Here is a 25,210-nt window from a genome sequence, read left to right as displayed (position 1 = left end):
CCGAGGATCCGAAGCCGTCGTCTACGAAGACTGAGCCGACCAAGGAGCCGGAACCGACGAAGGAGTCGGAGACACCGAAGGAATCCACGACGTCGACTACTTCTACGACAACGACGTCGCAGGCAGAGTCCTCGACGCCCACTAAGGAGTCGGAGACCCCGAAGGAAACTGAGACTTCCAAGGATTCGGAAACATCAACGACAGAGACGCCATCCTCCGAGACCGAGCCGACGAAGGAACCGGAAACGGCTACGGAAACCACGACTCCGACAACCAGCCCGACGACGACTACTACGACGACGCCGGCACCGCAGAATGGATCTTCGGGCTCCAGTGATGGTTCGGGCGATAGTGATTTTTCCTCCAACCCGGTGAGGAAGGGATTCTTCATCGCCTTCTGGCTTGCTTTGGGGCTGCTCGGTTTGACCGCGTTTGGGAACTGGCTAAAGCAGCACTGCGACTTCAAGTGGCCGTTCTAAACCACGGGCCCGTTGATGGCAGCGATGGCGTTTGCCAGCAGGGCCGTGAAGAAGGGCACTGAGTCGGGGTAGATGTACTCGTAGCGGGCGTGCGCGCCAGCGCCGCCGGCGCCGAGGCCACAGACGACGGGAACGCCGATGGCGGAGATGAAGTTCGCGTCGGAACCGCCGCCGACGGCGATGCCCTGCAGATCAGCGCGGCCAAGCAGGGCAGCTTGGGTTTTGAGGACCTGGAACAGGGCCTCAGTGCCCGCGGTGTGCTGCATAGGCGGACGGTTCCAGCTGCTCTTGACGGCGATGGACACGCGGGGGTCGGAGGGGGTGATGGAGGCTAGGGCGGCGTCGATACGCTCTGTTTCCTCCGGAACCCAGTGGCGGACGTCGATTTTCGCGGAGGCTGTACCCGCGACAACGTTGGCGCTCGATCCGCCGGTGATGACACCTACGTTGACCGTCGTTCCCTTGTTCGGGTCGCCGAGCTGCGCGGCTTCGAGGCAGAACTCCATGAGGGCGATGATGGCGCTGGCGCCTTTCTCCGGTTCAAGGCCCGCGTGCGCCTCAATGCCCGTGGCTGTGACGGTGATGTCGCCGATGCCTTTGCGCGCGACCTTCACGTTGCCGTCCACGCTGGCTTCCAGTACGAATGCGGCATCGGCGCCACGCGCAGCGTTCTCGATGATGTGCTGGGAGGCAGGTGAGCCGATCTCCTCATCACCGTTGAAAATATAGGTGACGTCGGGGTGGGGGAGGCCCGCGCGACGAAGCAATGTAAGCGCCCAGATGCCTTGCGTGAGCCCGATTTTCATGTCAAACAACCCTGGTCCGGACAGGCGTTCCCGCGGGTCATCGTGGGGTGGTGGGTTCCACGCGGCGACCGTTCCCGCAGGCCACACCGTGTCATAATGCCCCGCGATCACCACGCGCCCCGGTGCGCTGCCACGATACGTGCGCACCACGATGTCGCCGTACTCACCGCCGCTGAAACGCTCCTGCTCATCAGGGCCACCAAGACGCTTATCGACGACCCCCAGCAACCCCTCCAACCCCTCATCCAACCGTGGCTTGTCAAAGCTGTACGTCTCCATGTTCACCAACGTCATGGCATCCGCGATCATGTCATCGATGACAGCCTCGGCAGCGGAGAGGGGAAGGAGTGGGTTCTGTGCTGGGTTGCTCATAGATCCGATTGTGCCAGCGCTGTCAGGGCTGCCGGGATTGCGTGTCTCGCACCCCGGCTAGGCTGGCGAGCATGCAACTGAACTTGACGGGTCCGGGCTGGGACGATGTGACGGTGTCGGCGGCGTTGTTGTCGGGAGACGGCAGCGTGCTGGCCGAACAAGGGGACCAGGAGCAGGTCTATGAACTGGCCAGTGTGACCAAGCTGTTGGCCGCTTACGCCTTCCTCATGGCAGTCGAAGAGGGAGTGTTTGAGCTGGACACGCCGTGTGGGCCGGAGGGGTCCACGGTCCGACACCTTTTAGCGCATGCCTCCGGGGTGGGCTTCAATGACCGGAAGCCACAGAAGCGGCCGGGGGAGCGACGGATTTACTCCTCGGCAGGTTTTGAGATTCTGGCCGAGGCATTGGAACAGGAAACCGGCATGAGCTTCGCGGACTACGCCCGCGAGGGAGTGTTCGAGCCGCTTGGGATGCACAACACGGAGATCTACGGCTCGGCCGGCCACGGGGGACGTTCCACGGTCGCGGACCTCACTGCGTTTGTGAAGGAACTGCTGTCCCCGCAGTTGCTCGCCCCAGAGACACTGGCGGAGGCTTACACCAACCAGTTCGGGGACCTGCGCGGCATTGTGCCTGGTTACGGCATGCAAAAACCCTGCCCGTGGGGGCTGGGTTTTGAGATCAAGGGCGAGAAATCACCTCACTGGACCGGCGACACCATGCCGCCGGAGACAGTTGGGCACTTCGGGATGAGCGGGACGTATGTGTGGGTGGTGCCGGGCGGGGGGACGTCGATAAGCGCTGCGATGGTGGTGCTCACTGACCGCGAGTTCGGTGACTGGGCAAAACCGCTGTGGCAAGAGACGAACACGCGGATCTACCACTCGCTATGATGACCTCGTGTATTTCGGAGGAATCGACAACGCGGTAGGCCAAGCCATCGCGATCCTAGATCTCATCGGCGTGTTCCTGAACGCATTGATCGGTGGGACAGTTGCGCGCCGATTGCGTTTCGACGCAGTCGGGTTCATGCTCATCGCCATCATCTCCGCCATGGCCGGTGGCATGATGCGCGACGCCCTGATTGGCAATACCCCCGTCGCCGCGCTATCCAGCCCCTGGTACATCAGCATCGCTCTCGTCGGCGCGTTAGTGGCCTTCCTGATGAACCTGCGTGGTTACGTGTGGGAAATCACGCGCTTCCACGCTGACATGGTGATTCTGGGTGTGTGGTGCACCACCGGCACCGTCACCACACTTGGCATGGGGGTGTCCTGGATTGGCTGCATTCTCATGGGCGTGATCACCGCGACGGGCGGCATGGTCATCCGCGAGGTACTCATCGGGCGTATCCCCCGCATCCTCAACGACCAGCAAATGTACGTCGTGCCCGCAATCGTTGGTTCCGCCACGGCGTTGGTTTTGTACCAAGCTGCAGACCCATCGGTGGCGCTCGTGGTTGCACCGCTGACCGCGTTCATCCTCGGGACCGTTGCGTACTGGGCTAAGTGGTACGTGCCGGCGAGCAATGAAGCCGGCCGCTTTGATATCTGGATGACCAAGCTTGTGAGCGTCATCGAACCTAAAAAGGTGCGTGAGTGGCGCCTTGAAAAGGAAGCCACCATGCACGACGACCCGCTTGCCGATGACGGCGTCATGCCCACTAAAGGCGAAGTCCGCGACCAACTGGATGGGAGTGCAGAACCTACCCCCGAAGAGTTCCTTGCCGCATTGTTCCGCGTCTACGTGGACCGGCATGGGGAGGGCTCGTCCGAGGGGTGGGCGCGGGATTAATGCTCGTCTGGGAGTATCGAGCCTCAAGTGCCACTTGAGGGATTGGGGGGATAAAGCGCAGGTTGAGGGTTGTCCGTGTGGCTAGTGGGAAGGAACAATTGCCATGAGTCACATGAGGGCGTAGGGGAAGACGAGCCTCGTCTTGACGTATTAGTTGCACATGTTGCGCGCGCTGCGCGCGCACGGTGCGTCACTAGCGAAAGGACTGATCCCCTCCATGACCACCACACTCATCGCCCCCACCTGCGTACGCACCCAGCCACGCCAAAGTCCCGTCCAGCGGGCGGTACTGACCATTCACGGGATGCCACGACATCTCCGCCTCCGCGTTGAAGAGCTCATGGCCGTGCACTTGAGCCCGCCCGCTGCGCTGGGTGATGGGTCTGGGTCTGCTTTTGGGGTGCTAGATCCAGAGGACATCTGGGACACCATCTGGTTCACCCGCTGGCGCAATGACAGTTCTAACCGCACCATTGCGTGCCGCGAAGTGATCGTGGCGCCGGCCCACGAGTTGTCCGAGTTCCGCGCACACTTGGCCGAACTTTCTGGGACTTTCCGGTTCCACGCGAGTGTTTAAGGGGCAGGTTTTAAAGCCGGGTGAAGGATTTTGCCTCCAGTCACCGCGGGCATTCCTAGAAGCCCAGGTCGGTTCTTCTCGGTTCTGGAGGAGTGCGCAAATCCTTCACTCGGCCCCAGCAAGGTACTCAGCCATGTCCCCCAGGGTGTCCCAGGAACTGAACAACTCCTCATCAATCCGCACGCCAAAGTGGTCTTCCGCGCGCACGACGAACTCGATTTGGGTCAGGGAATCCACGTCCAGGCCATCGAGGGTGTCCGCAGGGGAGATTTCTTGGGTGTCCTCGACAACATCAACCTTGCTCAGTAGTGCGCATAGCTGGGCAAACGCATCACCATCACGGGGGACGGTTTGTTCCTCAGGCTCACTGGCGGGGGCATCAAAACCAAATTTGGCTAGGTCTAGGCGTTGGGAAAGCTCCATGCGGCCATTGTGCCACTAGCGGCTAGGATCAACGGCATGTCGGTTGTCCGGAATCTGCGTGCTGTCCTAGAGCTCTGTACCCCTGCTTGGGATCGTGCGCACCGGGCCGAAAGCGGTGCCCCGGGGCTCACCGGTATGCGGGAGGGCACCACGCGCAATGGGCAGATCGCGGTGCACTGGTATGAGTCGGGCCCACAGGACGCGCCCCTGACCATTCTGTATGTGCACGGCTTCAATATCTCATCGCAGTCCTTCTACCTGCAGGAGCGCGCCCTAAAACCGCTGGGAATCCGCCAACTGTTAGTGGATGTGCGGGGGCATGGCCTTACTACTGCCGACAGCCCAGCGGAGCTGAGTGTGGATCGTGCGGCTGATGATGTGATGGCGGTGCTCGCAGACCGCGGCGTCACAGGGCCCGTGATCGTGGTGGGCCACTCCCTGGGCGGTCCGATTTCGTTATCCCTGATCCGCCGCTATGCCGGCGAGCCAGGCGGATTTGATCTGGCTGGCAGTGTGCAGATCTCCTCGGCAGTGGACCCATTCACGGAACGTGGCTTGCCGCTGGCCCTGGGTGGCAAGGCGGGAACGGCTCTGTACCGTGCGGTGCAGGCGATGCCGGGGCTGTCAGAGGCAGTGCGGGCGGGAGTGACATCTGCCTTGGCACCGCTTTTGGCAGTGGGCTTTTATGCCGGGCACGTGCCCTGGGAAATTATCCGCTTCCACGCCGACATGATTCAGGGCACACCGCTGCGCACCTATGAGGGCTTCTTTCCGGACCTGCGCGAACATTCTGAACGGGGAGTGGAGGCAAAGCTCAAGGGAGTTCCCGGCTACATCCTGGTGGGGGAGCTAGACACCGTGGCGCCTCTGAAGCAATCGGAAGCGCTCCATGAAGTGTGGCCGGATGCTGCGCTACAGGTGCTGCCGCAGTCGGGGCACATGCCGCCATTGGATGCGGCGGGGGCGGTGACAGCGGCGGTCATGCGGTTGGTGGCTAAGCTCCAAACCCGCTAGGAGAACACCATGTCCTTACGCAGGTCGGTGCTTTTGCGGCCCCAGGTTCGATACTCGTGGATGTAGTCCTGGGTAAACGCCCACGGGTCCGTCTCGGCCTGGGTGGGCAGGTCCTTGCGTGCGCGGACGAGGTAGCCGGAGTCCATGTTCATCAACGGGACGTCGGCGCTGAGGTGCGCGGGGAAGCGGGGTGTGGCGGTGGTGTAACCGTCGGCGGACATGAGCTTCCACAGACGGCACATGTAGCGGGACACCAAATCCGCGCGCAAGGTCCAAGACTGGTTGAGGTAGCCCACCGTGAAGGAGAAATTGGGCAGGCCATCCACCATGAGTCCGCGGTAAGCAACGGCGGAGGGGACCGGCTTTTCTTCGCCGTCCACCGAGATGGTGGCGCCGCCAAAGACCTGAATGTCCAGGCCGGTTGCTGTGATGATGATGTCCGCCGGTAGGAAAGACCCATCTTGAAGCTCGATGCCGTCTGCTGTCACGGTGGCGATCTTGCCGGTAACAACCGTGGCGCCGTCCTGCATGGCCTTGAAAAAGTCACCGTCCGGGGACTTGCACACGCGCTGGTCCCACGGGCCATACGGCGGGTTGAAGTGGGCGAGGATGTCCTTGAACGGGATGTACATGCGGTTGAGAAGCATGAAGTAGCCACGAGCCAGGCGCGGGAAACCCTGACATAGCCAGTACTGCATCATGTCGCGCCCGATGTGCAAGGCGCGGGCGGTGGCTAAGGCGCGCGTTTCTGGCATGAGTTTTGTGGTCACGGCGGTGATGTTGTCACGATTGGGTAGCGGCGCCACGTAGGTGGGGGTGCGCTGCAGCATGGTCACGTCCGCACCAGCTTCATGCAGAGCGGGCAGGAGCGTCACAGCGGTGGCGCCGGAGCCGATGATGATGGCTTTCTTCCCTGCCATATCCAGATTCGACGGCCAGTGCTGGGGGTGGATGAGTGTGCCGGTGAAACGCTCCATGCCCGGGATGTCCGCAGTGAAACCCCGGTTGTGCTTGTAGTAGCCGGAGGAAAAGTGCAGGCGCTTGGCCCACACGGTGTGCTCGGTCAGTGGCGCGTCCTCGGGTGCGTTGCCCTCGGGGATGGGCTGGCCATCGTTGCGGGTCAGCATGGTCACTTCCCACAGGCCAGCAGAAGAATCAAAGTTCGCGCTCTTCACCCAGGTATGCAAGGTCAGGCGATCAAATACACCTTCTTCGCGCGCGACATCCTCAATGTATTGCTGGATCCGCTCGCCCGACCCCAGGCTGCCCTTGTGTGGCCACCGCTTGAATGGAAAGGAGAACGTGGCCATGTCCGAATCGGAGCGGATGCCCGGGTATGTAAAGGTCACCCAGGTACCGCCGACAGCCTTGTTGGAATCAACGATCTGCCAATTCCAATCCGGAAAGTTCTCGTTGACATGGTGCGCCAAGTCGATGCCACTCAGTCCAGCACCGACGATGAACAGGTCCAACGGGTTCTCGCGGGAGGATGTATCCAATCGGCTCATGGGGTAGACGATAACAAGTAATTAGCGCTGCCAAATTAAAACAGGTTAATTGCTTGTTCGTGCCTACTCCATCGCGTTTTCCTCACCCTGATCGGAGTGGGAAGGGGCGGCGGTGGGATCGTCGACAAGCAAATCCTTCGCTGCTTGCGCGGCGATGGAGATGTCCAGCTTGCCTTCATCCGCGAGCGCCGTGAGTGCGGCGACAACCATGGATTCCGCATCGATGTTGAAGTAACGGCGAGCGGCCTCGCGTGTGTCGGAGAAGCCGAAACCATCCGCACCGAGCACCACGTAGCGGCCCGGCACGTAGGGGCGGATCTGCTCCTGGAGGTCCGTGGTGAAGTCGCTGGTAGCAATGTACGGGCCTGATGTCTGCTTCAACTGCGTGGTGGCAAATGCCTCGCCCGGATCCTGGTCCGGGTTGTGGATGCGAGCCTTGTTGCGCGCCGCGCCATCACGCGCGAGCTCCGTCCACGAGGTGACGGAGTACACGGACGCGCCCACGCCGTAGTCCTCCTGCAGAATCTGCTGCGCGCGCAGCGCCCACTGCATACCCACGCCGGAGGCGAGCAGGGAGACGTTGTTCTCCTTCTCCTCACCACGATCGAACAGGTAAATGCCCTTGTGCAGACCCTCCACATCGAGGTTCTCCGGGCGAGCCGGCTGGTGGATCGGCTCGTTGTACACGGTGAGGTAGTACATGACGTTCTCACCGCCGTCCTTGCCGTACATGCGCTCAATGCCTCGATCGATGAGGTAAGGCAGCTCGTACGCAAACGCCGGGTCGTACGGCACGACCGCCGGGTTCGTCGACGCCAGAACAGGGGAGTGCCCATCCATGTGCTGCAGGCCCTCGCCGAACAGCGTCGTGCGACCCGCTGTCGCGCCCACGATGAAGCCACGCCCCATCTGATCACCAGCCGCCCAGAAGTTATCGCCGGTGCGCTGGAAACCGAACATGGAGTAGAAGATGTACATGGGGATCATGGGTTCACCATGCGTCGCATAGCTCGTCGCTGCTGCAATAAAGCTTGCCGACGACCCATCCTCATTAATCCCCTCATGCAGAATCTGCCCGTCCGTAGCTTCGCGGTAGGACAGCTGCAGATCATGGTCCACCGGAACGTAGTTCTGGCCCTTCGGGTTGTAAATCTTCAGCGTGGGGAACCAGGAATCTAGGCCGAACGTGCGCGCCTCATCCGGGATGATGGGCACGACACGCTTACCGATCTCCTTGTCCCGCATCAGCGCCTTAAACGTGCGCACCAGGGCCATCGTGGAGGCTACCTTCTGGGAGCCCGAGTCCTTGAACAAGGCCTTGAAGGTCTTTTCAAAGTCGGGCATCTCCAGCGGAGTGTACGCTTCACGACGCTCCGGCAAATACCCGCCGAGCTCCTTACGCCGCTCGATCATGTACTTGACCTCGTCCGAGTCCGGGCCCGGGTTGTAGTACGGCGGCAGGTACGGGTCCTTCTCCAGCTCCTCATCCGTGATGGGGATTTCCTGCTTATCGCGGAAGAGCTTCAGGTCATCGAGCGTGAGGTTCTTCATCTGGTGGGTCGCGTTGCGGCCTTCGAAGTTGTGGCCCAGGCCGTAGCCCTTGATGGTCAGCGCCAGGATGACCGTCGGCTTACCGTTCTTGGTCTCCAATGCCTTCTTGTAAGCAGCGTAGACCTTGCGGTAGTCGTGGCCACCGCGGCGCAGCTTCCAGATCTGCTCATCTGTCATGTCCTCAACCAACTTCGCCGTGCGCGGATCCCGGCCGAAGAAGTGCTCGCGGACATAGGCGCCATCGTTGGCCTTGAACGTCTGGTAGTCACCGTCCTTGGTGGTGTTCATGATGTGGACAAGCGCGTTATCCTCATCCTTCTCCAACAGCTCATCCCACTCGCGGCCCCAGATCACCTTGATCACGTTCCAGCCGGCACCCTTGAAGAAGGACTCCAGCTCCTGGACGATTTGGCCGTTGCCGCGCACGGGGCCGTCGAGACGCTGCAGGTTGCAGTTCACCACAAACGTCAGATTGTCCAGCTCATACAGGCTGGCCATCTGGAGCAGGCCACGGGATTCCGGCTCATCCATCTCACCGTCACCGAGGAATGCCCACACATGCTGCTGGTCCGTGTCCTTGATCCCGCGGTCCTGCAGGTACTTGTTAAAGCGCGCCTGGTAAATCGCATTCATCGGGCCCAAGCCCATGGACACCGTGGGGAACTCCCAGAACTCCGGCATATCGTGCGGGTGAGGGTAGGACGGCATGCCCACATCCGGGCGCGACTTCTGCTGGCGGAAGCCATCCATCTGCTCCTCGCTCAGGCGACCTTCCAGGAACGCACGGGCGTAAATACCCGGGGAGGCGTGCCCCTGCACAAAGATCTGGTCACCACCCTGCGGTGCATCTTTGCCGTGGAAGAAGTGGTTGAAACCAACCTCATACAGCGCTGCCGCCGAGGCGTAAGTGGAAATGTGGCCGCCGACCTTAATACCCGGCCGCTGCGCGCGGTGCACCATGATCGCCGCGTTCCACCGGATCCAACGACGGTAGCGCTTTTCCATCTCCTCATCGCCCGGGAAGTCCGGCTCCAACGTCGTGGGAATGGTGTTCACAAAATCCGTCGACGTCAACGCCGGTAGTGGTACACGCTGCGCAGAGGCGCGCTCCAACAGGCGAAGCATGAGGTAGCGGGCGCGCTCCGGGGCCGAATCCTCCAACAGGCCATCTAGAGAATCAATCCACTCCTGAGTTTCCTCCGGGTCCGGATCGTGCATGTAGGAAGCAACCCCATCGCGGATGAGCGGGATGTTTGAATCCTCCGCGTGTGGGGTTGTGAGGTCGGGGTTGCCCGAATTCGTGTCAGCCATTGGGTACCTCCGTCAAGGTGTGAAAGTCTCGGGCTGCAAGAGCCCTCAGTACACGCTCGAGGATACTACTTTTGCGCTGACCCACCCGAAGTTCAGTATTCCCCGAAGATGCGCGGTATCCTGGCTATATTCATATCCAACACAATGGGAGGCAATTCGACAGTGGGCGCCACTGGTGCTGTGAACTACGTAGACAAGCTGGGAATTTCTACAGATGATGTAGTCCAGGAACTCGGCTGGGATGAGGATTGTGATTCTTCCTTGTCCGAAGCCATCGAGGATCACATCGGGGAACTCCTGCTTGATGAAGACACGGATGAGCTTTGCGACGTTGTCTTGCTCTGGCACCGCGCCGGCGACGATGACCTCGTGGACGTCCTCGTCGATGCCGGCCGTAATCTTGGCGACGGTGGCCGCATCTGGCTCCTCACCCCCGGCGCAAACCAGCCCGGCGAAGTCCACCCAGGCGACATCTCTGAATCCGCCCAACTGGCAGGCCTCCTGCAAACCAAGGCGGACCGCGTCGGTGACTGGCAAGGCTCCTGCCTCCGCAGCGCCGGCGCAAAGCGCTAACTGGCTCTGGGGTGCCAGAGCCCTGACCGGCCCTTTTGTTTCTAGTGTTGGGTGCATGTTAATCTTCACCCCACGTGTTCATTCGCGTGAGCGCCGTTAGCTCAGCTGGAAGAGCAACTGGTTTACACCCAGTAGGTCGGCGGTTCGAGCCCGTCATGGCGCACCAGTTCACAGCCACTTTCCGCTAGTCGGGGAGTGGCTTTCGGTTTTCCCGGGGCCTTGCCCGGGTGCCTCCCTATCTGCCCGTGGCCGGTGTGCTGTGTAAAAGGTTACATCGCCAAAAATCAGCCCAAGCAAAACACCTGGTAGCGGATTTCTGTCAGGGGGTAGTTACTGTTGCAATGTAAAATTTTACACAGCCCCTACACGGTGAGGCGCGTGTTCAGGGGTTAGAAGCCCTTGGGGCCCTTCTCCGCCCACGGGTTCTTGCGGGACTGGCCGTAGCGCGCCCGGGCAGGGGCAGAGGCAGGGGCAGCGCCCGGAGCGGGAGCAGCCTCATGTGGTTCCTCAGCGGGGGCAGTGGACTCCGCGGATGTACTGGTCAGAGCTTCCATCTCTCGCTGTTCGTCGCGGTAGCGGCGGCGTTCCCGGATCTCGGAGTAGAGGAAGTAGGCGAGGCCGGCGGGGGCCATGATGCCGAAGGCGATCCACTGCAGGCCGTAGGAGAGGTGGTTGCCGCGGTCGAGCATGGGCAGCGGGATGGGGTTGAGGACGCCGGGTTGGTCGGAAAGAAGCTGCGCGTAGGGGCTGACTAGTTCTTGGGAAGTGGCCTCGGCGACTTGGGGGGTGTGGATGGTTTGGACCATGGTGTAGCCCTGATCCTCAAGAGGGGTGCTCTCTGTGGCGGGGTCGGAGGTGCGCAGCATTGCCGAGAGGGTGGTGGTGCCGGTAGGTGCGGGGTCGAAAGCGGGGACGCGGGTGCCGCCCTCAGCTGCGGGGACCCAACCACGGTTGACCAGGATGGTGTCACCGGAGTCCAAAGTGAAGGGCACGAGCGACTGGAAGGCAGGGGTACCGTCCACCGGGCGCAGGCGCAGGAGGATTTCGCTGTCCGGGTTGTAGTGCCCGGTCATGGTCACGCGCGTCCATTCCTTCTCGGGGGTGTATCCCTCCGCCAGGATGGTGGTCACGTCGACGGGGTCTGCCTCGAACGCGGCTTCAATCCGCTGGTTGCGCTCTTTGATGTCGTGGTCTTTATTCAGCTGCCACGGGGACAACCAGGTGATGGCAAACCACGAGAATGCGATGGCCAAAATGGCGGCGATGACCCAGCCGGGGTTTACAAAAGACTTCCACAGGGGGCGAGAGGTCTGGCTGTTCGAGGCGGTCACGGCGCTTACTCTACCCGTTCGCGGACCCAGTCCAGAATGCCGTCGGCAGCCGCTTCGATCTGCTGGCGGGTGACGGTGAAGCCTTCGGGGCCGCCGTAGTAGGGGTCTTCTACACCAGCACCTGATGGGGCGTCGGGGTCGAAGGAACGCAGGAGACGGATCTTCTCTTCGGGCACGCCCCGGGCCACGAGTTCAGAGACATGGCGGGTGTCCAATGCCACGATCAGGTCAGCGTTCATCCGCGAGCCATCAAACTGTGCGGCGCGGTGGGTGGAACCGTCATAACCAGCAGCAGCAAGCTCGGCCAGGGCCCGGCTATCAGCGGGGTTGCCCACGTGCCAGCCGCCGATGCCGGAGGAGGTGAGGTGGACGTGAGGGTCCAGGGAGGCGTCGATAAGCTTTTGGCGAATGATGACTTCCGCCATGGGCGAGCGGCAAATATTGCCTGTGCACACGAAATCGATGTGGATCATGGGGCCTCCTTGCATGGAACGTGTCTGTGACACCCAGCATGACAGCGGGGCGGGGTGCGGGCAACGTGTCCCCTAGACTTGGGTGCATGACTGAGAGGACTGTCGGCGATATTGTTGCCGCATTGGAGCAGGCGTACCCGCCGAATCTCGCCGAATCGTGGGACGCAGTGGGGCTGATCTGCGGAGATCCGGCGGATAAGGTGTCCAAGGTGGCCTTCGCGCTTGATTGCACGCAGGCGGTTGCGGATCGCGCGGTGGAGTTGGGCGCGGACCTTTTGGTGGTGCATCATCCGCTGTTGCTGCGTGGGGTGACCTCGGTGGCGGCGAATACGCCGAAGGGCAAGGTCATTCACACGCTGGTGCGTGGCGGTTGCGCTCTGTTCGCGGCGCATACGAATGCGGATTCGGCGCGTCCCGGGGTTTCGGACAAGCTCGCTGAGCTGGTGGGTATCACGCCGGGCCGCCCGATCAAGGTTGTGGAGCCGAATTTGACGGATCTGTGGGGCGTGCACGTTCCCGCCGCGCATGCGCAGAGCTTGCTGGATGAGCTTTTTAGCGCCGGCGCTGGCACCATCGGCAACTACTCCCACTGCAGCTTCGCGTGGGAGGGGAGTGGCAGCTTCACTCCGGAAGACGGGGCAGATCCCACGGATGGTTCGGTGGGGGAACACTACTCGGCTGCGGAGACGCGCGTGCAGTTCGTGGCGCCGACGAAGCTGCGCGCGCGACTTGTCAGCGTGCTGCGTGAGGCGCACCCGTATGAGGAGCCGGCCTTTGACGTGGTTACGCTGGAATACACCGGGGACATCAACACGGCCACGGGATTGGGTCGCGTGGGTGAGCTGCCGGAGGCCATGACCTTGCGTGAGTTCACCCAGCAGGTAGCTAATGCCCTGCCGGTGACAGAGTGGGGTGTGCGTGCTGCGGGTGATCCGGAGCAGATGGTGAAGAAGGTCGCGGTGTCCTCCGGATCGGGGGACAGTTTCTTGGCGGATGTGGCTCGGCTTGGGGTGGACGTGTACGTCACGTCGGATCTGCGCCACCACCCGGTGGATGAGCACCTGCGTGCCGGTGGTCCCGCCGTCATTGATACGGCGCACTGGGCCAGTGAGTTCCCGTGGACCACGCAGGCCAGCGAGGTTGTGGCCGCGGCCTACCCGAATGTACAAACAGAGGTTATCTCCCTGCGCACGGATCCATGGACGATCTCAGCGCACGCTGATAAGCCTGCCAACAACGAGACAAATTAAGTAGGAGTTTGACCCCCATGCAGTTGGACATCGATAAGCAGCGCACCCTGCTCGCTCTCGCTGTGGCGGAGCGCAGTGCGGCGAACCCGGCCCCGTCGACTCCGGAGGAGCAGGAGCTGGCGGAGTTGTTGAAGAAGCGCCCGGGCCTGGTGAATGCGTCCGCGGCCGCGCAGCTCGCTGTGGATGATCTGGAGGCGGAGATCCTGCGCATCCAGGAGGATGAGCGCAAGCTGAAGAAGCGCGAGCTGGATGACAAGCGGCAGTTGATGGCGGAGACGGATCCAGAGCGTCGCAAGGATTTGGAGCATGACCGTTACGCGGCGAAGTCCCGCATCGCGGATCTGCTGTACGAACTCAAGGAGGCGCACGGCGAGGTCAAGGCCCTGCGCAATAACCGCGATGTGCACGGCGCGAAGCTGGATGAGCTGGACCGCAAGATTGAGGCCGCCCAGCGCGCAGTGGATGCGTTGCCGGAGAAGGAACCAGTGGATACGGATGAGCTCCGTGCGCAGCTGCCGGCATCCATTCTGGGCGTGTATGCCACGGTGGGTGCTGCGCATTTTAACGGCCGTACGTGTGGTTCCTGCTTCATTCAGCTGCCGCCAGCTGAGCGCAATGAGATCCTGGCTACCCCAGCTGACGAGCTTCCTACCTGCCCCAATTGCGGCACGTTGCTCGTGCGTGACAGCGAGTAACACATGAAAATTACGATCTACACCGACGGTGGTTCCCGCGGGAATCCGGGGGTCGCGGGTTCGGGCAGTGTGCTTTTCGACGCTACCGGGGCAACCCTCGCCGAAATCGCCTACGTCGTTGGCCAAGATGCTTCCAACAACGTGGCCGAGTACCACGGTCTGCTGCGCGGCCTTGAAGCAGCACGGGATTTCGGGGCGACGGAGGTGGAGGTCTTCATGGACTCCAAGCTCGTCGTGGAGCAGATGTCTGGCCGGTGGAAGATCAAACACCCCGACATGAAGAAGTTGGCGCTGGAAGCTCGTGACCTGGCGCAGGGTTTCCAGAGTGTGTCCTACAACTGGGTGCCGCGGGAGAAGAACAAGAAGGCCGATGAGCTGTCGAACGTGGCCATGGATGCCGCCGCGAAGGGAGCCAAGCCGGGCATCATCGAGGCTGGCCCGAAAACTGAGAAAAAGAGCCACGTCGTGGCCAGCCCCGCCCACTGGCATGGCACCGATGCGCCGCGCACTCGGTTTGTACTGCTGCGACATGGCCAGACAGAGCATTCCGCCGAGAAGCGCTACAGCGGTTCTTCCGACCCCCAGTTGACGGAGCTGGGCCGGAAGCAGGCGCGCCGGGCTGCGGAGGCTGTGACCAAGCTAGGCCAGATCGACCGCATCATTACATCACCGGCCAAGCGCACCCAGGAAACAGCGAGTGCGTGCGCGGAGGTACTCGGTGTTCCTGCCGAGGATATTGTCACCGTGGATGGTTTCCGGGAAGTGGACTTCGGTGACTTTGAGGGGCTCAGCCGCGACGAGGCGCAGGAGCAGTACCCGGACGAGTTCGCTGACTGGCAGGCGAGTACCACCCAAGCCCCGCCCAACGGTGAATCCATCAGCGCGTTGCACCGCCGCATCACCCGCGCTCGGCTGAAACTCCAAGAGGAGTACGAGGGCGAAACGGTGCTGGTGGTCACCCACATGAGCCCCATCAAATCCGTCATTCGGCAGGCGCTGGAATCCGGCCCGAACACGTTCCGCCACGTGTTCTTGGACCTCGCCTCCATTTCCATCATTGAGTTCTACGGGGAAATGGGCGTGGTGCGCTGCGTCAATGACGTCGCCCACTTCCGCTCATAGGCCTGCACGGAGTACAGTTACTGCCTGCGAGTGAGTCGGCCGGGTGATCGCGGCGTCCCGTACCGCCACGCATGTGGGCAGGCGGGGGTCGAGGAAAGTCCGGACTCCACAGGGCACGGTGGTTGTTAACGGCAACCCGGGGCAACCCGCGGGAAAGTGCAACAGAGAGTAGACCGCCCGGGCAACCGGGTAAGGGTGAAAGGGTGCGGTAAGAGCGCACCGGCGGCGGTGGTGACACAGCCGGCCAGGTAAACCCCACCGGGAGCAAGGCAAGAGCCGCTGTCTTTTAGGCAGCGGTTGTCGGATGTTAAGGCGGCCCGCTAAGTCCGAAGGTAGCTGCTTGAGGCGTCCAGCAATGGTCGCCCTAGATGGATGATCACCACCTCCACGTGGTTCACGTGGAGGGACAGAATCCGGCTCATAGGCCGACTCACTCGCCCAGTTTCTGCCAAAATGGGCGGCTATGAAACTTTACGCAGCACCGCTTGATTTCCGTCCGATCGCCCACGAGTTCAAGGTGCCCACGGATTTCACGCCCGAATTGCACGAGGCAGCTGCGCAAGCCACGGACAGGTATGCAGATGTGCGTATCGACGCCCGCTGGATCCCCCTCGTCACCATCGACCCCGTCGGCTCCAAAGACCTTGACCAGGCGGTGGCCATTGAGCGCCGGGGTGAGGGCTTCCGCGTGTACTACGCCATTGCGGACGTAGCCGCGTTCATTGAACCAGGTGGTGTTTTGGACCGGGAGTCGCTCGTGCGTGGCCAGACCATCTACCTGCCGGATGAGCCGGCGCGGCTGCATCCGGAGGAGTTGAGTGAGGGGTCGGCGTCGCTTCTGGCGGACGTCGATAGGCCAGCTGTGCTATGGACTTTCGACCTGGACTCGGCGGGCGAGATCGAAACCGTGGACCTGACCCGCGCGATGGTGCATTCGGTGGCGCGGCTGGATTATGACGGGGTACAGGCGGACCTGGATGCAGGTCAGCTGCATCCCTCGATCGAGTTGTTGCCGGAGGTAGGGGAGTTGCGGGCGGCGTCCTCGTTACGCAGAAAAGCAATCAATCTGCGCCTGCCGTCCGTGCGTGTGCGAGAAGGCGATGGGGATGAATATCAGCTCATCATCGAGCCGCGCCACAAGGTGATGGACTATAACTCGGAGATCTCCCTGCTCACTGGCATGGCGGCAGGGCAGATGATGCAGTCGGCAGGGACCGGCTTTCTACGCACATTGCGGCCTGCCGAGCCGAGCGCTGAACAGTTATTCCGCGCGGAAGCATGGGCATTGGGCTACGCGCTCGCGCATGACACGGACATTGGATCGTTCTTGCATACCGTCGATGCAGACACCCCACGTGGCATGGCCATCATGCGTGAAGCGCAGAAGCTTCTGCGCGGTGCGGGCTACGTTGACGTAGCGGAGAAGGAGCCAGAGATTCACGCTGGTATTGGTGGCTACTACTCGCACGTGACCGCGCCGTTGCGTCGCCTGGTGGACCGCTATGCCACGGAAGTGTGCCTGGCGTTGAGCGCCGGAACCGAGGTGCCGCAATGGGTGAGCGAGGATGCGCCGACGGTACTGAAAACCATGATGCGCACGAACCAGCTGGCTAATACCGTGGATCGAGCCTGCCTTAACCTCACGGAGGCCACCGTGCTTCAACCATGGGTCGGACACAACTTCCAGGCTGTGATCATGCAGACGAACGAAGAGGCAGGCACAGCCCGCGTATTCATCCTGGACCCGCCGGTGCTCGCCGAATGTGCCGGCCAACCGGAAGAGGCGACGGAGACAATGCTCTCCTTGGTCCACGCAAACCCGCAGGAACGCGACGTGCTATTCGCCTGGCCGGCGGACTAACTCTCCACCTGTGCTGGCGTGCCCTGGGTGACCTCCATGACGGCGAGGCCATCAGCAGCAAGATCTGCCATCATGTTGTCCGCGTTCTTGGCCGGAATATAAGCGATCACTGCCTGGGACATTCCGGCCGCTGCCGGGCGAGCTGCACGCGCCCCACGGAGGGTGAGCAGCTCCACCAGCTGCCCTGGTACGGGCAGCTCAGGAGTCTGCGCCGGTGTGTTGATGATGGTGAAGAATTCATCCCCGTGCATCGAGCGCAACGCCTTTGCAGCGAGAGTGGCCTGGTTCGTTTCCGTCTCACTGAACACCACCCATGCGCGGGAAGTGTCCAGTGTGGGGGCGGAATCAGCCCCGTGTACCTGGCGGCGGGCATCCACCCACTCCACCACGCGTTCTGCTGCTTCCGGCAACTGGCGCAGGGAGCTGACACCAAAGTTGGCGCAGGCGTCATCGATGAACTTCCGGCCCTTGATTACTGCATCAGTCTTATCGACACAGACCTCACCAAAGCTCGCTGCCACCGCGAAGACACGCACGCCCTCCCGCGCCGGGTGTGGTGCTTGGGTCAACGAACCATCCGCATAATCGACGACGGAGACCGTCTCCCCAGCCCCACGCAAAGCTGTCGAGTGACGGGCACGCAACACCGGAACATCAGAGAACGTTTTCGCTGACTGTGATGCAATTTCGGCGAGGCGGGTGCGTAGGGGCGCGGTATCAATATCCCCATCATCAGCCAGCAGAGCCAAGCACAATGCGGCGTCAGCTGCGTGCAGAGCACCCAAGCCGGAACCCAATGGGATGTCGGAGACAACCGTGATGTCCAAACCCGCGGTATCGCGGGAGAGCATCTGCCGCCCAATCAAGGTGTGCACCAGACCACCCAAACGAACAGCCAAGCCACGTGGCGGCTCCTCCTGCGTTGTGGGTGCTTCCTCAGCGGCAAAAGAAGTAAAACCAGAGTCACTCAACTGCGCCAGTTGCGCGCCCTCAACCTGGTCAGCGATCTCCTGGCCCGCGAAATCCGCATGTACCGCGATGATGTTGTCCGTCCGAGGGCTCACCGCAACAGCAGCCCGCACACCCGCCAGACCCACAACGGTGACCCCGCCGAAGTGATCTGCGTTTTCCCCAATCACCACGAACGTGCCCGGCGCACTCGCCACATGGCGTGGGGTAAGCCCCGTCACGCTGTGGTGCAGTTGCTCCACGCGGGTGGCGGCGGGGGTCTGCGGTGCGGTCCACACAGGCATGGATGACGTCCTTCTGCTCGGCGTACAAATTACAGCCACAACAGTACCAACGCTCCATGTAGCCTTTGAGGTGTAGTACGTGGGGCACGCCCCCGTGACAAGAAAGGAGCCAACAATGGCAGACGAGAAATTCTATTTCGACCCCACAACCCACGAAGTCACCCAGGGCAAAGAGACCTCCTGGGATAACCGCATGGGCCCCTACGACACCCGCGAAGAAGCCGAACGCGCTCTGGAAAAAGTAGCCGAGCGCAACAAGCAGGCCGAAGCCCAAGACGAAGCAGACGACGACTGGGGTCAGCCCGCCTCGTGGGAAAAGTAACCAGTTGCTTTGCCCACGAGGCAGAAGGACAAGGGGATTAATCGTCCTTCGGGCCTAGTTTCTTGAAGGCCTTCTGCACCTTGGCTAGGGCCTTCGGGTACTTCTTCAGCGCCTTGTCACCGCGCTCAACCTCGTGCTGGCAGAGCATGCCGTAGGTGAACGTGTCCTCACCATGACGGCGTGCACGGGTAGTGAACTTCTCCAGCCGCTGCCGGGTAGCCACCGAATCCTGATACTCACCGAGGACATCCTGGGCCTTGGCGCAGGCCTTGACGAGTTTCTTCGTGTTCAACTCAGAGGTTTCCGCCGCGACAGCGCAGTACCGCAGCTTCTTCACTGCCTTGCGTACATCATGGAGGGACTCCGCGCGGTCCTGCCAGGTAGGAGCTTCCTCGGCAGGCTGCTCGACCTGTTCCAGACGAGTGATCACGCGTGAGTAGGCGGTAGAGAGATGATCGAAGAGGATGTCCGCAGGTGCCACTGAGGGGCTCTCAGTGCCTTCGGCGTTTTCAGCATCACCGGCAATGCCCGAGGCGAGGGGTGGGGTGGCAATGAGGGCATCCAAGTCGTCGAGAAGCTGCAGATAGCGCGACGAATTGAGAGCTTTCACAATGCGTTTGTGGGCGCGCTCATACTTGCGACGCATGGTGTCGCGGATGCGTGTGACAGCGACGTCCTCAAGCAGGCCGGACGCATCAGCGTCGAGCTGCTCAATCAGGCGTTCCTCGATGACCTCCGCATCGCGGGCGCTACCCAACAGGTCAGCGAGCAGTTTCAGTTCGGCTTCAAGGGGACGGACCTGTTCGGCGTCGAGAATGCCTTCGAAGGTGACCAAGAGACTGCGCAACTCGCGAGTGGCCACGCGCATTTGGTGGACAGAATCCGGCTCATCAGCACGAACCTTCGGGTCCGTGTCCACCAACTTGTTGCGCTGCGTGCGCAGGGCATCCACGACAACGCGGACAGGGGAATCTGGAGCGAACTGCTCAAGAGCAGAAGAATCCAGGTGAGGCGGAAGGGGTGCATCGTTGACGGAATCGCCCAGGGCGGTGGAGAGCTTAGACGGGGACTCAGAAACGCGTGCACCTTGGCTCAACAGCAAGGATGTCGCCTCGTGGAGAACGGCTGCGCCATCCAGCCTTTCGTTGACGGCGGGACTTAATTCCACTTCCCACTCACGCCACGACGTCTCTTGGCCGCCGGGTAGAAGGGACTGTGCAGTGACTCGGTCATCACAAAATTCGGCGATAACCTGCCCGTCGGCGCCTAGAAGCAAGGTCTCCGTACGAGTGTTGTCCACACGCGCGATCGGGGCGAGAGCCTCATCCCGCACGATCGCGCGTACCGCGCTCAGCAGCTCTTGTGGCGGGGTAGTGGCATCACCTAGTGGTGCGTGAAGCTCCGTACGGCCAATATCCCCGGGCAGCTTGATGTGCCAGCCGTCATCATTGCCACCAGTTCGGCGGCGCAGCGTGATCTTCGCGCGAGTCAGGCGTAGATCCGCAGTGTCGTAGTAGATCGCCGACAGATCCTGCTCAACCGGCTCGCCCAAAGACTCAACCGCAGTCAGCTGCGTGAGATCGGGCACGGAAGCGGTGTCATCGACGGCAAACTTGGACTCAACCTCAAGGAAGGTTTCGGAGCTCATGGGAATGTGCATCCTTTATGCGCTGGCGGTGAATAGGGGACACGATCGCGCCGGGCACCGCGGAACCTCACGATGCGGGGCTCACCACACAGTTTACTCCGCGCACAGGGCTGGGCTAGGCGTACTCAAAAGCACCCGTGTGGCACCCCCAGGTGTGCTTCGTGGGTGCGGTGTTGATGAGTCGGTTTGACTATCGCGCCACGCAACGCTCGGCGACCTGCGGTTTTGTTCCGTGCGATTCGGAATAGTCAAACCAACTCTTTTTGGGCAGGGGGCGTGTGTCCGCCTCTGGCACGACGCTGTCGCGGCATTAGGCACAGAAGGCGGCGTTCACCCCACAGGACACATCAGAGGGGCTGCAGCGGTGAACATGCACACTTCTGACCAAGCTGGAACTACATTGGAAAGGCATGAACAGCCAACAAGAAAACGTCCTGCGCGAGGTTGAGGAGCGGGACATTCGTTTCATCCGTCTGTGGTTTACCGATTTGTTTGGGTCGTTGAAGACGGTGATGATGTCGCCGGCCGAATTGGAAACGGCGTTTGATGAAGGTGTTGGCTTTGATGGCTCGTCCATTGAGGGGTTTTCCCGGGTTTCCGAGTCGGATACGCTGCTGCTGCCGGACCCTTCGACGTTCCAGCCGTTGCCGTTTGATGCGGAGGATGGGCTGCAGACGGCGCGGATGTTCTGCGATATTTCCATGCCGGATGGCAAGCCGTTGTATGCGGATCCGCGTCAGGTGTTGCGCCGTCAACTCAACAAGGCAGCAGAAGCCGGTTTTGAGTGCGTGGCCAGCCCGGAGATTGAGTTTTTTGCGCTGACGGGTGGGGAGGATCCCCGGCCGGTGGATGATGGCGGTTATTTTGATCAGGCGAAGCAGAATGCGGCGCCGAGGTTCCGCAGACAAGCAATTTCAGCGCTTGAGTACATGGGCATTGCTACAGAGTTCTCCCACCATGAGGGCTCGCCGGGGCAGCAGGAGATTGATCTGCGGCACACGGATGCGCTGACGATGGCGGATAACATCATTGCGTTCCGTTATGTGGTGAAGACGGTGGCGGAGGCGAACGGCATTCTGGCAACGTTTATGCCTAAGCCTTTCCGTGAGCACAATGGTTCGGCGATGCACACGCACTTCTCTCTCTTCGAGGGTGAGGAGAATGCGTTCCATGATCCGGATGATGAATATTCGCTGTCCACCACGGCGCGCCAGTTCATCGCGGGTGTGATCGCGCATGCGAATGAGATCTCCGCGGTGACTAATCAGTGGGTGAACTCGTACAAGCGTCTCCAGTTCGGGTCGGAGGCGCCGACCGCAGCAACGTGGGGCGTGTCCAACCGTTCCGCGATGGTGCGGGTGCCCACGTATCGCCTGCACAAGAGTGCTTCTCGACGCATTGAGGTCCGCACCATCGACTCCGCCGCGAACCCGTACCTGGCTTTCGCTGCGATCTTTGCGGCCGGACTGGACGGCATTGAGAAGGGCCTTGAACTGGGTGAGCCCGCGGTGGATGACGTGTTCGCGCTCACCCGACGGGAGCGGCGTGCGATGGGCTATAAGGATTTGCCGGGCTCCCTCGATGAGGCTCTGCGCGCATTGGAAAAGTCCGAGTTCATGGCGGAGGTACTGGGCGAGCAGGTCTTTGAATTCTTCCTGCGTTCCAAGTGGGATGAGTGGCATGCCTACGAGGATCAGATCACTCCGTGGGAACTGGCTAACAACCTCAACCTCTAAGACAGGATGAATATGGCGCGCACGAAGTCTCCTTCACCAGCTCAATTGGCCTTGACCGGAAAAACCGCAGCAGAGGATTTGGAGCGGCTGGGCTGGAGTGACAATGACGTGCTGTACACCCTCGGCGGATCCGGCAACCCGGATATCACGCTGAACACGGCTTTTCGCCTGGCGGAGGCGTTGGACGACAAGTACGAGGAGCTGCACCAAGCGCTTATCAGTGATGAGGTGCTGCGCGTCCGCCTCTTTGCCTTGTTGGGCGGGTCGACGGCCTTGGGGGACCACCTGGTGGCGCACCCGGAGGAATGGAAGCTGCTGGCGGAGCCGTTGCCTACCCGGGGTGAGATCTTCCAGATCATGTTGGGCGCGGTTGATGCACAGCCGGAACCGGGGGATCCCACTGCCAACGCAGATTTGGACCAGCCCGGCACCTACCGCGCAGCCATCACGGGTACAGACGCAAAGAAGATTCTGAAGAGCACGTATCGCACGCTGGTCATGCGTGTAGCAGCGGCGGATCTCGCTGGAACGTACTCCGCCTTCAAAGGCTACGGCGCCGACCAGCCGGTCTTAAGCTACAGCGAGGTCACGGAACTGCTCACCACCATTGCGGATGCGGCGCTGACCGCAGCGCTGGCTGTGGCGGTGCGTTCGGTGTGCGGGGATGACCCGATGAATGGGAAGCTGGCCGTCATCGCGATGGGTAAGTGCGGTGCGCGGGAGCTGAACTACATCTCCGATGTGGATGTCATTTTCGTTGCGGAGCCGGCGGATGCGCAGGCGACGAAGGTGGCTAGCGAGTTTACGTCGATAGGCACTGCTGCCTTCTTTGACGTGGACCCGAACCTGCGGCCGGAAGGCAAGTCTGGCGCGCTGGTGCGCACGCTGGAATCCCATGAGACTTACTACAAGCGCTGGGCGGAAACGTGGGAGTTCCAGGCGCTGCTGAAAGCCCGCCCGATGACGGGTGACATGGAGTTGGGGCAGGCCTACCGGGAAAAATTGAAGCCGATGGTGTGGGAGTCTTCCCAGCGAGACTCCTTCGTGGAGGACGTGCAGGCGATGCGTCGGCGCGTGTTGTCGAATGTGCCGGAAGATATGCGTTCGCGTGAGCTCAAGCTCGGCCAGGGTGGCCTGCGCGATGTGGAATTCGCCGTGCAGCTTTTGCAGCTCGTGCATGGGCGTATCGACGCTGCCTTGCGCACTAAAAACACCATCGAATCCATCCAGGCTCTCTCGGATGGAGGCTACATTGGCCGCGAAGATGCCGTACATCTCATCGAGGCGTACGAGTTTTTGCGGCTGCTGGAACACCGCCTTCAGCTCCACCGCTTCCGCCGCACGCACACGCTGCCGGAAGACGATGATGCAGCGAACCGACGGTGGCTGGCACTGACCTCTGGCTTTATCTCCTCACCGACCCTGTCCGCGGTGGATGAGATGGATGCGCGGCTGAAAGCTGAGCGCAAGAAGATTTCGGACCTGCACTCGCGGTTGTTCTACCGCCCGCTGTTGAATTCGATTGCGGGGATGAGTGTGGGGGAGGCGTCGCTAAGCAAAGATGCGGCGATTGAACAGCTCAAGGCGCTGGGGTACACGCACCCCACGCGTGCCTACCAGCACCTGTCCGCGCTGGTGAAGGGTACTTCGCGCAAGGCGAAGCTGCAGGCGATTCTGCTGCCCACACTGCTGGTGTGGCTAGGGGAGACCGCGGACCCGGATGCCGGTTTGCTCAACTACCGCAAGCTGTCTGATGCCGCGCAGGATCGCTCGTGGTTCTTGCGCATGCTTCGAGACGAAGGAGTGGTCGGCGAACGCCTCATGCACATCCTGGGCACATCCCCCTATGCGGCGAACCTGATCATTTCCGCGCCCGATGTAGTCAAGCAGCTCGGTGATGGTGCAACACAGCCGAAGCTGCTCGATCCGGAGCCGGACCGGGTGTACAAGGCATTGATCGCGGCAGCGAAACGTCATGCCGACCCGGATAAGGCAGTCAGCGTTGCGCGCTCCCTGCGTCGCGCGGAGCTTGCCCGCATTGCTTCCGCGGACCTGCTGGGCATGATGGATGTGCGCGAGGTGTGCGACCAGCTGTCCTGGGTGTGGAACGCCGTGCTCGAGGCAGGCCTGCGAGCAGAAGTTCATGCGGACCTGCTGGAACGCGGGGTGGAAGAACCTTTGGCCCGCATCGCTGTCATCGGTATGGGGCGCCTCGGTGGTGCGGAGCTGGGCTATGGCTCAGACGCAGATGTGATGATCGTGGCTGAGCCCAGCGAGGGCGTGGATGAAGTGGAAGCGCTGGCCTGGGCTGCCAAGATCATTGATCAACTGCGGAAGCGCCTATCCAAGCCGTCCGGTGATCCGCCACTGGAAGTTGATCTGGGGCTGCGACCGGAAGGTCGTTCTGGTGCGGTGGTGCGCACGATTGCGTCCTACAAGCGCTACTACCAAGAGTGGGGTGAGGTATGGGAGCGCCAAGCACTGCTGCGCGCCACTTACATCGCCGGTGACGCGCATGTGGGGGAGGAATTCCTGCACAGCATCGACCCATTCCGTTACCCCGATGGGGGTGCGAGTGAATCGGATATTCGTGAGATCCGTCGTATGAAGGCTCGCGTGGACAATGAACGCCTGCCACGCAATGCGGACCGTGCAACCCACACGAAGTTGGGGCGCGGCGCGCTGACAGATATTGAGTGGACGGTGCAGCTGCTCACCATGATGCACGCCCACACCTACCCGCAGCTCCACAACACGTCGACGCTGGAGGTGCTGGACTTCCTCGTCACGGATACAGCTGCTGACATCATTGCCCCCGCACAGGCCCGCACGCTGACGGACGCCTGGTTGCTGGCCACAGCAGCACGCAACGCATTGGTCTTGGTCACCGGCAAGCGCATCGATCAGTTGCCTGGCCCGGGTGCTCAACTCAACCAGGTAGCCGGTGCAGCCGGATATGACCCACATGATGCGCAAGCGTTCCTCGACCACTATCTGAAGGTGACGCGTCGGGCTCACCGCATCGTGGAAGAAGTGTTCTGGGGTGAAGAGCCGTCTTTTGAGTACGACTAACTTCGGCTGAGATTGGCGAGCTCCGGGGACGGTGTGCCC

At 61.6% G+C, this 25,210-nt stretch carries 21 protein-coding genes, 1 tRNA gene and 1 other RNA gene; 15 read left to right on the top strand and 8 right to left on the bottom strand.

Translation table 11 applies throughout. The annotated features are described in order from the left end of the window. Positions 1-479: hypothetical protein (locus QP994_RS00920; RefSeq protein WP_284865038.1), on the top strand; the 479-nt coding region annotated here is incomplete at its 5' end. Here QP994_RS00920 and QP994_RS00915 read toward each other — a convergent pair. Then, a complete protein-coding gene (locus QP994_RS00915) occupies positions 476-1,657 on the bottom strand; it encodes a M20/M25/M40 family metallo-hydrolase (RefSeq protein WP_284865037.1) in 1,182 nt (393 codons plus the stop codon). The genes QP994_RS00920 and QP994_RS00915 overlap by 4 nt on opposite strands. A gap of 71 nt (positions 1,658-1,728) precedes the next feature. Here QP994_RS00915 and QP994_RS00910 point away from each other — a divergent pair, with 71 nt between their 5' ends. From QP994_RS00910 to QP994_RS00900, 3 genes are all read left to right on the top strand, one after another. After that, positions 1,729-2,550 carry a serine hydrolase domain-containing protein gene (locus tag QP994_RS00910; protein ID WP_284865036.1) on the top strand — a complete coding sequence of 274 codons (822 nt, stop codon included), beginning with the start codon at positions 1,729-1,731 and terminating at the stop codon, positions 2,548-2,550. Between the two features lie 7 nt (positions 2,551-2,557). After that, the gene (locus tag QP994_RS00905; RefSeq protein WP_284865035.1) at positions 2,558-3,451 is read left to right on the top strand and encodes a trimeric intracellular cation channel family protein; all 894 of its coding nucleotides are present in this window, start codon (positions 2,558-2,560) and stop codon (positions 3,449-3,451) included. A 217-nt stretch (positions 3,452-3,668) separates the two neighbouring features. After that, positions 3,669-4,028, top strand: coding sequence for a hypothetical protein (locus QP994_RS00900; RefSeq protein ID WP_284854369.1), 360 nt, complete (start codon positions 3,669-3,671; stop codon positions 4,026-4,028). Between the two features lie 105 nt (positions 4,029-4,133). Here the strand turns inward: QP994_RS00900 and QP994_RS00895 are convergent, their stop codons facing one another. After that, on the bottom strand, positions 4,134-4,451 hold the full coding sequence (locus tag QP994_RS00895; protein ID WP_284865034.1) for an acyl carrier protein: 318 nt from the start codon (positions 4,449-4,451) through the stop codon (positions 4,134-4,136). Positions 4,452-4,487: 36 nt separating this feature from the next. Between QP994_RS00895 and QP994_RS00890 the strand changes: the two genes are divergently transcribed. After that, on the top strand, positions 4,488-5,465 hold the full coding sequence (locus QP994_RS00890; protein ID WP_284865033.1) for an alpha/beta fold hydrolase: 978 nt from the start codon (positions 4,488-4,490) through the stop codon (positions 5,463-5,465). Here the strand turns inward: QP994_RS00890 and QP994_RS00885 are convergent. Further along, the gene (locus QP994_RS00885) at positions 5,462-6,973 is read right to left on the bottom strand and encodes a flavin-containing monooxygenase (protein ID WP_284865032.1); all 1,512 of its coding nucleotides are present in this window, start codon (positions 6,971-6,973) and stop codon (positions 5,462-5,464) included. The two genes, QP994_RS00890 and QP994_RS00885, sit on opposite strands and share 4 nt — an antisense overlap. 63 nt (positions 6,974-7,036) lie before the next feature. Next, positions 7,037-9,835, bottom strand: a complete 2,799-nt coding sequence (gene aceE, locus QP994_RS00880; protein ID WP_284854373.1) for a pyruvate dehydrogenase (acetyl-transferring), homodimeric type — start codon at positions 9,833-9,835, stop codon at positions 7,037-7,039. A 144-nt stretch (positions 9,836-9,979) separates the two neighbouring features. On the opposite strand from aceE, the gene QP994_RS00875 reads away from it, so the two are divergent. Further along, a complete protein-coding gene (locus QP994_RS00875) occupies positions 9,980-10,408 on the top strand; it encodes a DUF3052 domain-containing protein (protein ID WP_284854374.1) in 429 nt (142 codons plus the stop codon). Positions 10,409-10,498: 90 nt separating this feature from the next. Beyond that, positions 10,499-10,574: transfer RNA gene (locus QP994_RS00870), tRNA-Val, on the top strand. A 223-nt stretch (positions 10,575-10,797) separates the two neighbouring features. Here the strand turns inward: QP994_RS00870 and QP994_RS00865 are convergent. Both QP994_RS00865 and QP994_RS00860 read right to left on the bottom strand, forming a co-directional pair. Continuing rightward, positions 10,798-11,739: an SURF1 family cytochrome oxidase biogenesis protein gene (locus tag QP994_RS00865; RefSeq protein ID WP_284865031.1), complete on the bottom strand. Its 942-nt coding sequence runs from the start codon at positions 11,737-11,739 to the stop codon at positions 10,798-10,800. 5 nt (positions 11,740-11,744) lie between these two features. Continuing rightward, entirely contained in the window at positions 11,745-12,212 is a 468-nt protein-coding gene (locus tag QP994_RS00860) for a low molecular weight protein-tyrosine-phosphatase (RefSeq protein WP_284854443.1), read from the bottom strand. An 86-nt stretch (positions 12,213-12,298) separates the two neighbouring features. Here QP994_RS00860 and QP994_RS00855 point away from each other — a divergent pair, with 86 nt between their 5' ends. The 5 genes from QP994_RS00855 to QP994_RS00835 all read left to right on the top strand — a co-directional run bounded on the left by QP994_RS00855 (position 12,299) and on the right by QP994_RS00835 (position 17,140). Beyond that, positions 12,299-13,462, top strand: a complete 1,164-nt coding sequence (locus QP994_RS00855; protein ID WP_284854444.1) for a Nif3-like dinuclear metal center hexameric protein — start codon at positions 12,299-12,301, stop codon at positions 13,460-13,462. A 17-nt stretch (positions 13,463-13,479) separates the two neighbouring features. Beyond that, positions 13,480-14,157, top strand: coding sequence for a zinc ribbon domain-containing protein (locus QP994_RS00850; RefSeq protein ID WP_284854445.1), 678 nt, complete (start codon positions 13,480-13,482; stop codon positions 14,155-14,157). Between the two features lie 3 nt (positions 14,158-14,160). Next, complete coding sequence (locus QP994_RS00845; RefSeq protein WP_284865030.1) at positions 14,161-15,279, top strand: bifunctional RNase H/acid phosphatase; 1,119 nt, start codon at positions 14,161-14,163, stop codon at positions 15,277-15,279. Positions 15,280-15,310: 31 nt separating this feature from the next. Next, an RNA gene (gene rnpB / locus QP994_RS00840) (RNase P RNA component class A) lies at positions 15,311-15,716 on the top strand. Between the two features lie 26 nt (positions 15,717-15,742). Further along, positions 15,743-17,140 carry an RNB domain-containing ribonuclease gene (locus QP994_RS00835; RefSeq protein WP_284854447.1) on the top strand — a complete coding sequence of 466 codons (1,398 nt, stop codon included), beginning with the start codon at positions 15,743-15,745 and terminating at the stop codon, positions 17,138-17,140. On the opposite strand, the gene QP994_RS00830 is transcribed toward QP994_RS00835, so the two are convergent. After that, complete coding sequence (locus QP994_RS00830) at positions 17,137-18,393, bottom strand: galactokinase (RefSeq protein ID WP_284865029.1); 1,257 nt, start codon at positions 18,391-18,393, stop codon at positions 17,137-17,139. The two genes, QP994_RS00835 and QP994_RS00830, sit on opposite strands and share 4 nt — an antisense overlap. 115 nt (positions 18,394-18,508) lie before the next feature. Between QP994_RS00830 and QP994_RS00825 the strand changes: the two genes are divergently transcribed. Beyond that, a complete protein-coding gene (locus tag QP994_RS00825; RefSeq protein ID WP_284854449.1) occupies positions 18,509-18,715 on the top strand; it encodes an SPOR domain-containing protein in 207 nt (68 codons plus the stop codon). 37 nt (positions 18,716-18,752) lie between these two features. On the opposite strand, the gene QP994_RS00820 is transcribed toward QP994_RS00825, so the two are convergent. Beyond that, positions 18,753-20,363, bottom strand: coding sequence for a CYTH and CHAD domain-containing protein (locus QP994_RS00820; protein ID WP_284865028.1), 1,611 nt, complete (start codon positions 20,361-20,363; stop codon positions 18,753-18,755). A 410-nt stretch (positions 20,364-20,773) separates the two neighbouring features. Here QP994_RS00820 and QP994_RS00815 point away from each other — a divergent pair, with 410 nt between their 5' ends. Both QP994_RS00815 and QP994_RS00810 read left to right on the top strand, forming a co-directional pair. After that, on the top strand, positions 20,774-22,099 hold the full coding sequence (locus QP994_RS00815) for a glutamine synthetase family protein (RefSeq protein WP_284854451.1): 1,326 nt from the start codon (positions 20,774-20,776) through the stop codon (positions 22,097-22,099). A gap of 12 nt (positions 22,100-22,111) precedes the next feature. Continuing rightward, entirely contained in the window at positions 22,112-25,171 is a 3,060-nt protein-coding gene (locus QP994_RS00810) for a bifunctional [glutamine synthetase] adenylyltransferase/[glutamine synthetase]-adenylyl-L-tyrosine phosphorylase (protein ID WP_284865027.1), read from the top strand. Positions 25,172-25,210: the final 39 nt, after the last annotated feature.

The sequence above is a fragment of the Corynebacterium sp. MSK044 genome, from assembly GCF_030232825.1.
Lineage (GTDB): Bacteria > Actinomycetota > Actinomycetes > Mycobacteriales > Mycobacteriaceae > Corynebacterium.
This window is presented reverse-complemented; position numbering and strand designations above follow the sequence as displayed.

Coding starts and splice junctions, on each gene's coding strand:
- QP994_RS00860 (WP_284854443.1), bottom strand. CDS start 12,212: ATGATCCACATCGATTTCGTGTGCACAGGCAATATTTGCCGCTCGCCC.
- QP994_RS00890 (WP_284865033.1), top strand. CDS start 4,488: ATGTCGGTTGTCCGGAATCTGCGTGCTGTCCTAGAGCTCTGTACCCCT.
- QP994_RS00910 (WP_284865036.1), top strand. CDS start 1,729: ATGCAACTGAACTTGACGGGTCCGGGCTGGGACGATGTGACGGTGTCG.
- QP994_RS00850 (WP_284854445.1), top strand. CDS start 13,480: ATGCAGTTGGACATCGATAAGCAGCGCACCCTGCTCGCTCTCGCTGTG.
- QP994_RS00845 (WP_284865030.1), top strand. CDS start 14,161: ATGAAAATTACGATCTACACCGACGGTGGTTCCCGCGGGAATCCGGGG.
- QP994_RS00895 (WP_284865034.1), bottom strand. CDS start 4,451: ATGGAGCTTTCCCAACGCCTAGACCTAGCCAAATTTGGTTTTGATGCC.
- QP994_RS00810 (WP_284865027.1), top strand. CDS start 22,112: ATGGCGCGCACGAAGTCTCCTTCACCAGCTCAATTGGCCTTGACCGGA.
- aceE (WP_284854373.1), bottom strand. CDS start 9,835: ATGGCTGACACGAATTCGGGCAACCCCGACCTCACAACCCCACACGCG.
- QP994_RS00830 (WP_284865029.1), bottom strand. CDS start 18,393: ATGCCTGTGTGGACCGCACCGCAGACCCCCGCCGCCACCCGCGTGGAG.
- QP994_RS00815 (WP_284854451.1), top strand. CDS start 20,774: ATGAACAGCCAACAAGAAAACGTCCTGCGCGAGGTTGAGGAGCGGGAC.
- QP994_RS00885 (WP_284865032.1), bottom strand. CDS start 6,973: ATGAGCCGATTGGATACATCCTCCCGCGAGAACCCGTTGGACCTGTTC.
- QP994_RS00900 (WP_284854369.1), top strand. CDS start 3,669: ATGACCACCACACTCATCGCCCCCACCTGCGTACGCACCCAGCCACGC.
- QP994_RS00825 (WP_284854449.1), top strand. CDS start 18,509: ATGGCAGACGAGAAATTCTATTTCGACCCCACAACCCACGAAGTCACC.
- QP994_RS00835 (WP_284854447.1), top strand. CDS start 15,743: ATGAAACTTTACGCAGCACCGCTTGATTTCCGTCCGATCGCCCACGAG.
- QP994_RS00855 (WP_284854444.1), top strand. CDS start 12,299: ATGACTGAGAGGACTGTCGGCGATATTGTTGCCGCATTGGAGCAGGCG.
- QP994_RS00875 (WP_284854374.1), top strand. CDS start 9,980: ATGGGAGGCAATTCGACAGTGGGCGCCACTGGTGCTGTGAACTACGTA.
- QP994_RS00820 (WP_284865028.1), bottom strand. CDS start 20,363: ATGAGCTCCGAAACCTTCCTTGAGGTTGAGTCCAAGTTTGCCGTCGAT.
- QP994_RS00915 (WP_284865037.1), bottom strand. CDS start 1,657: ATGAGCAACCCAGCACAGAACCCACTCCTTCCCCTCTCCGCTGCCGAG.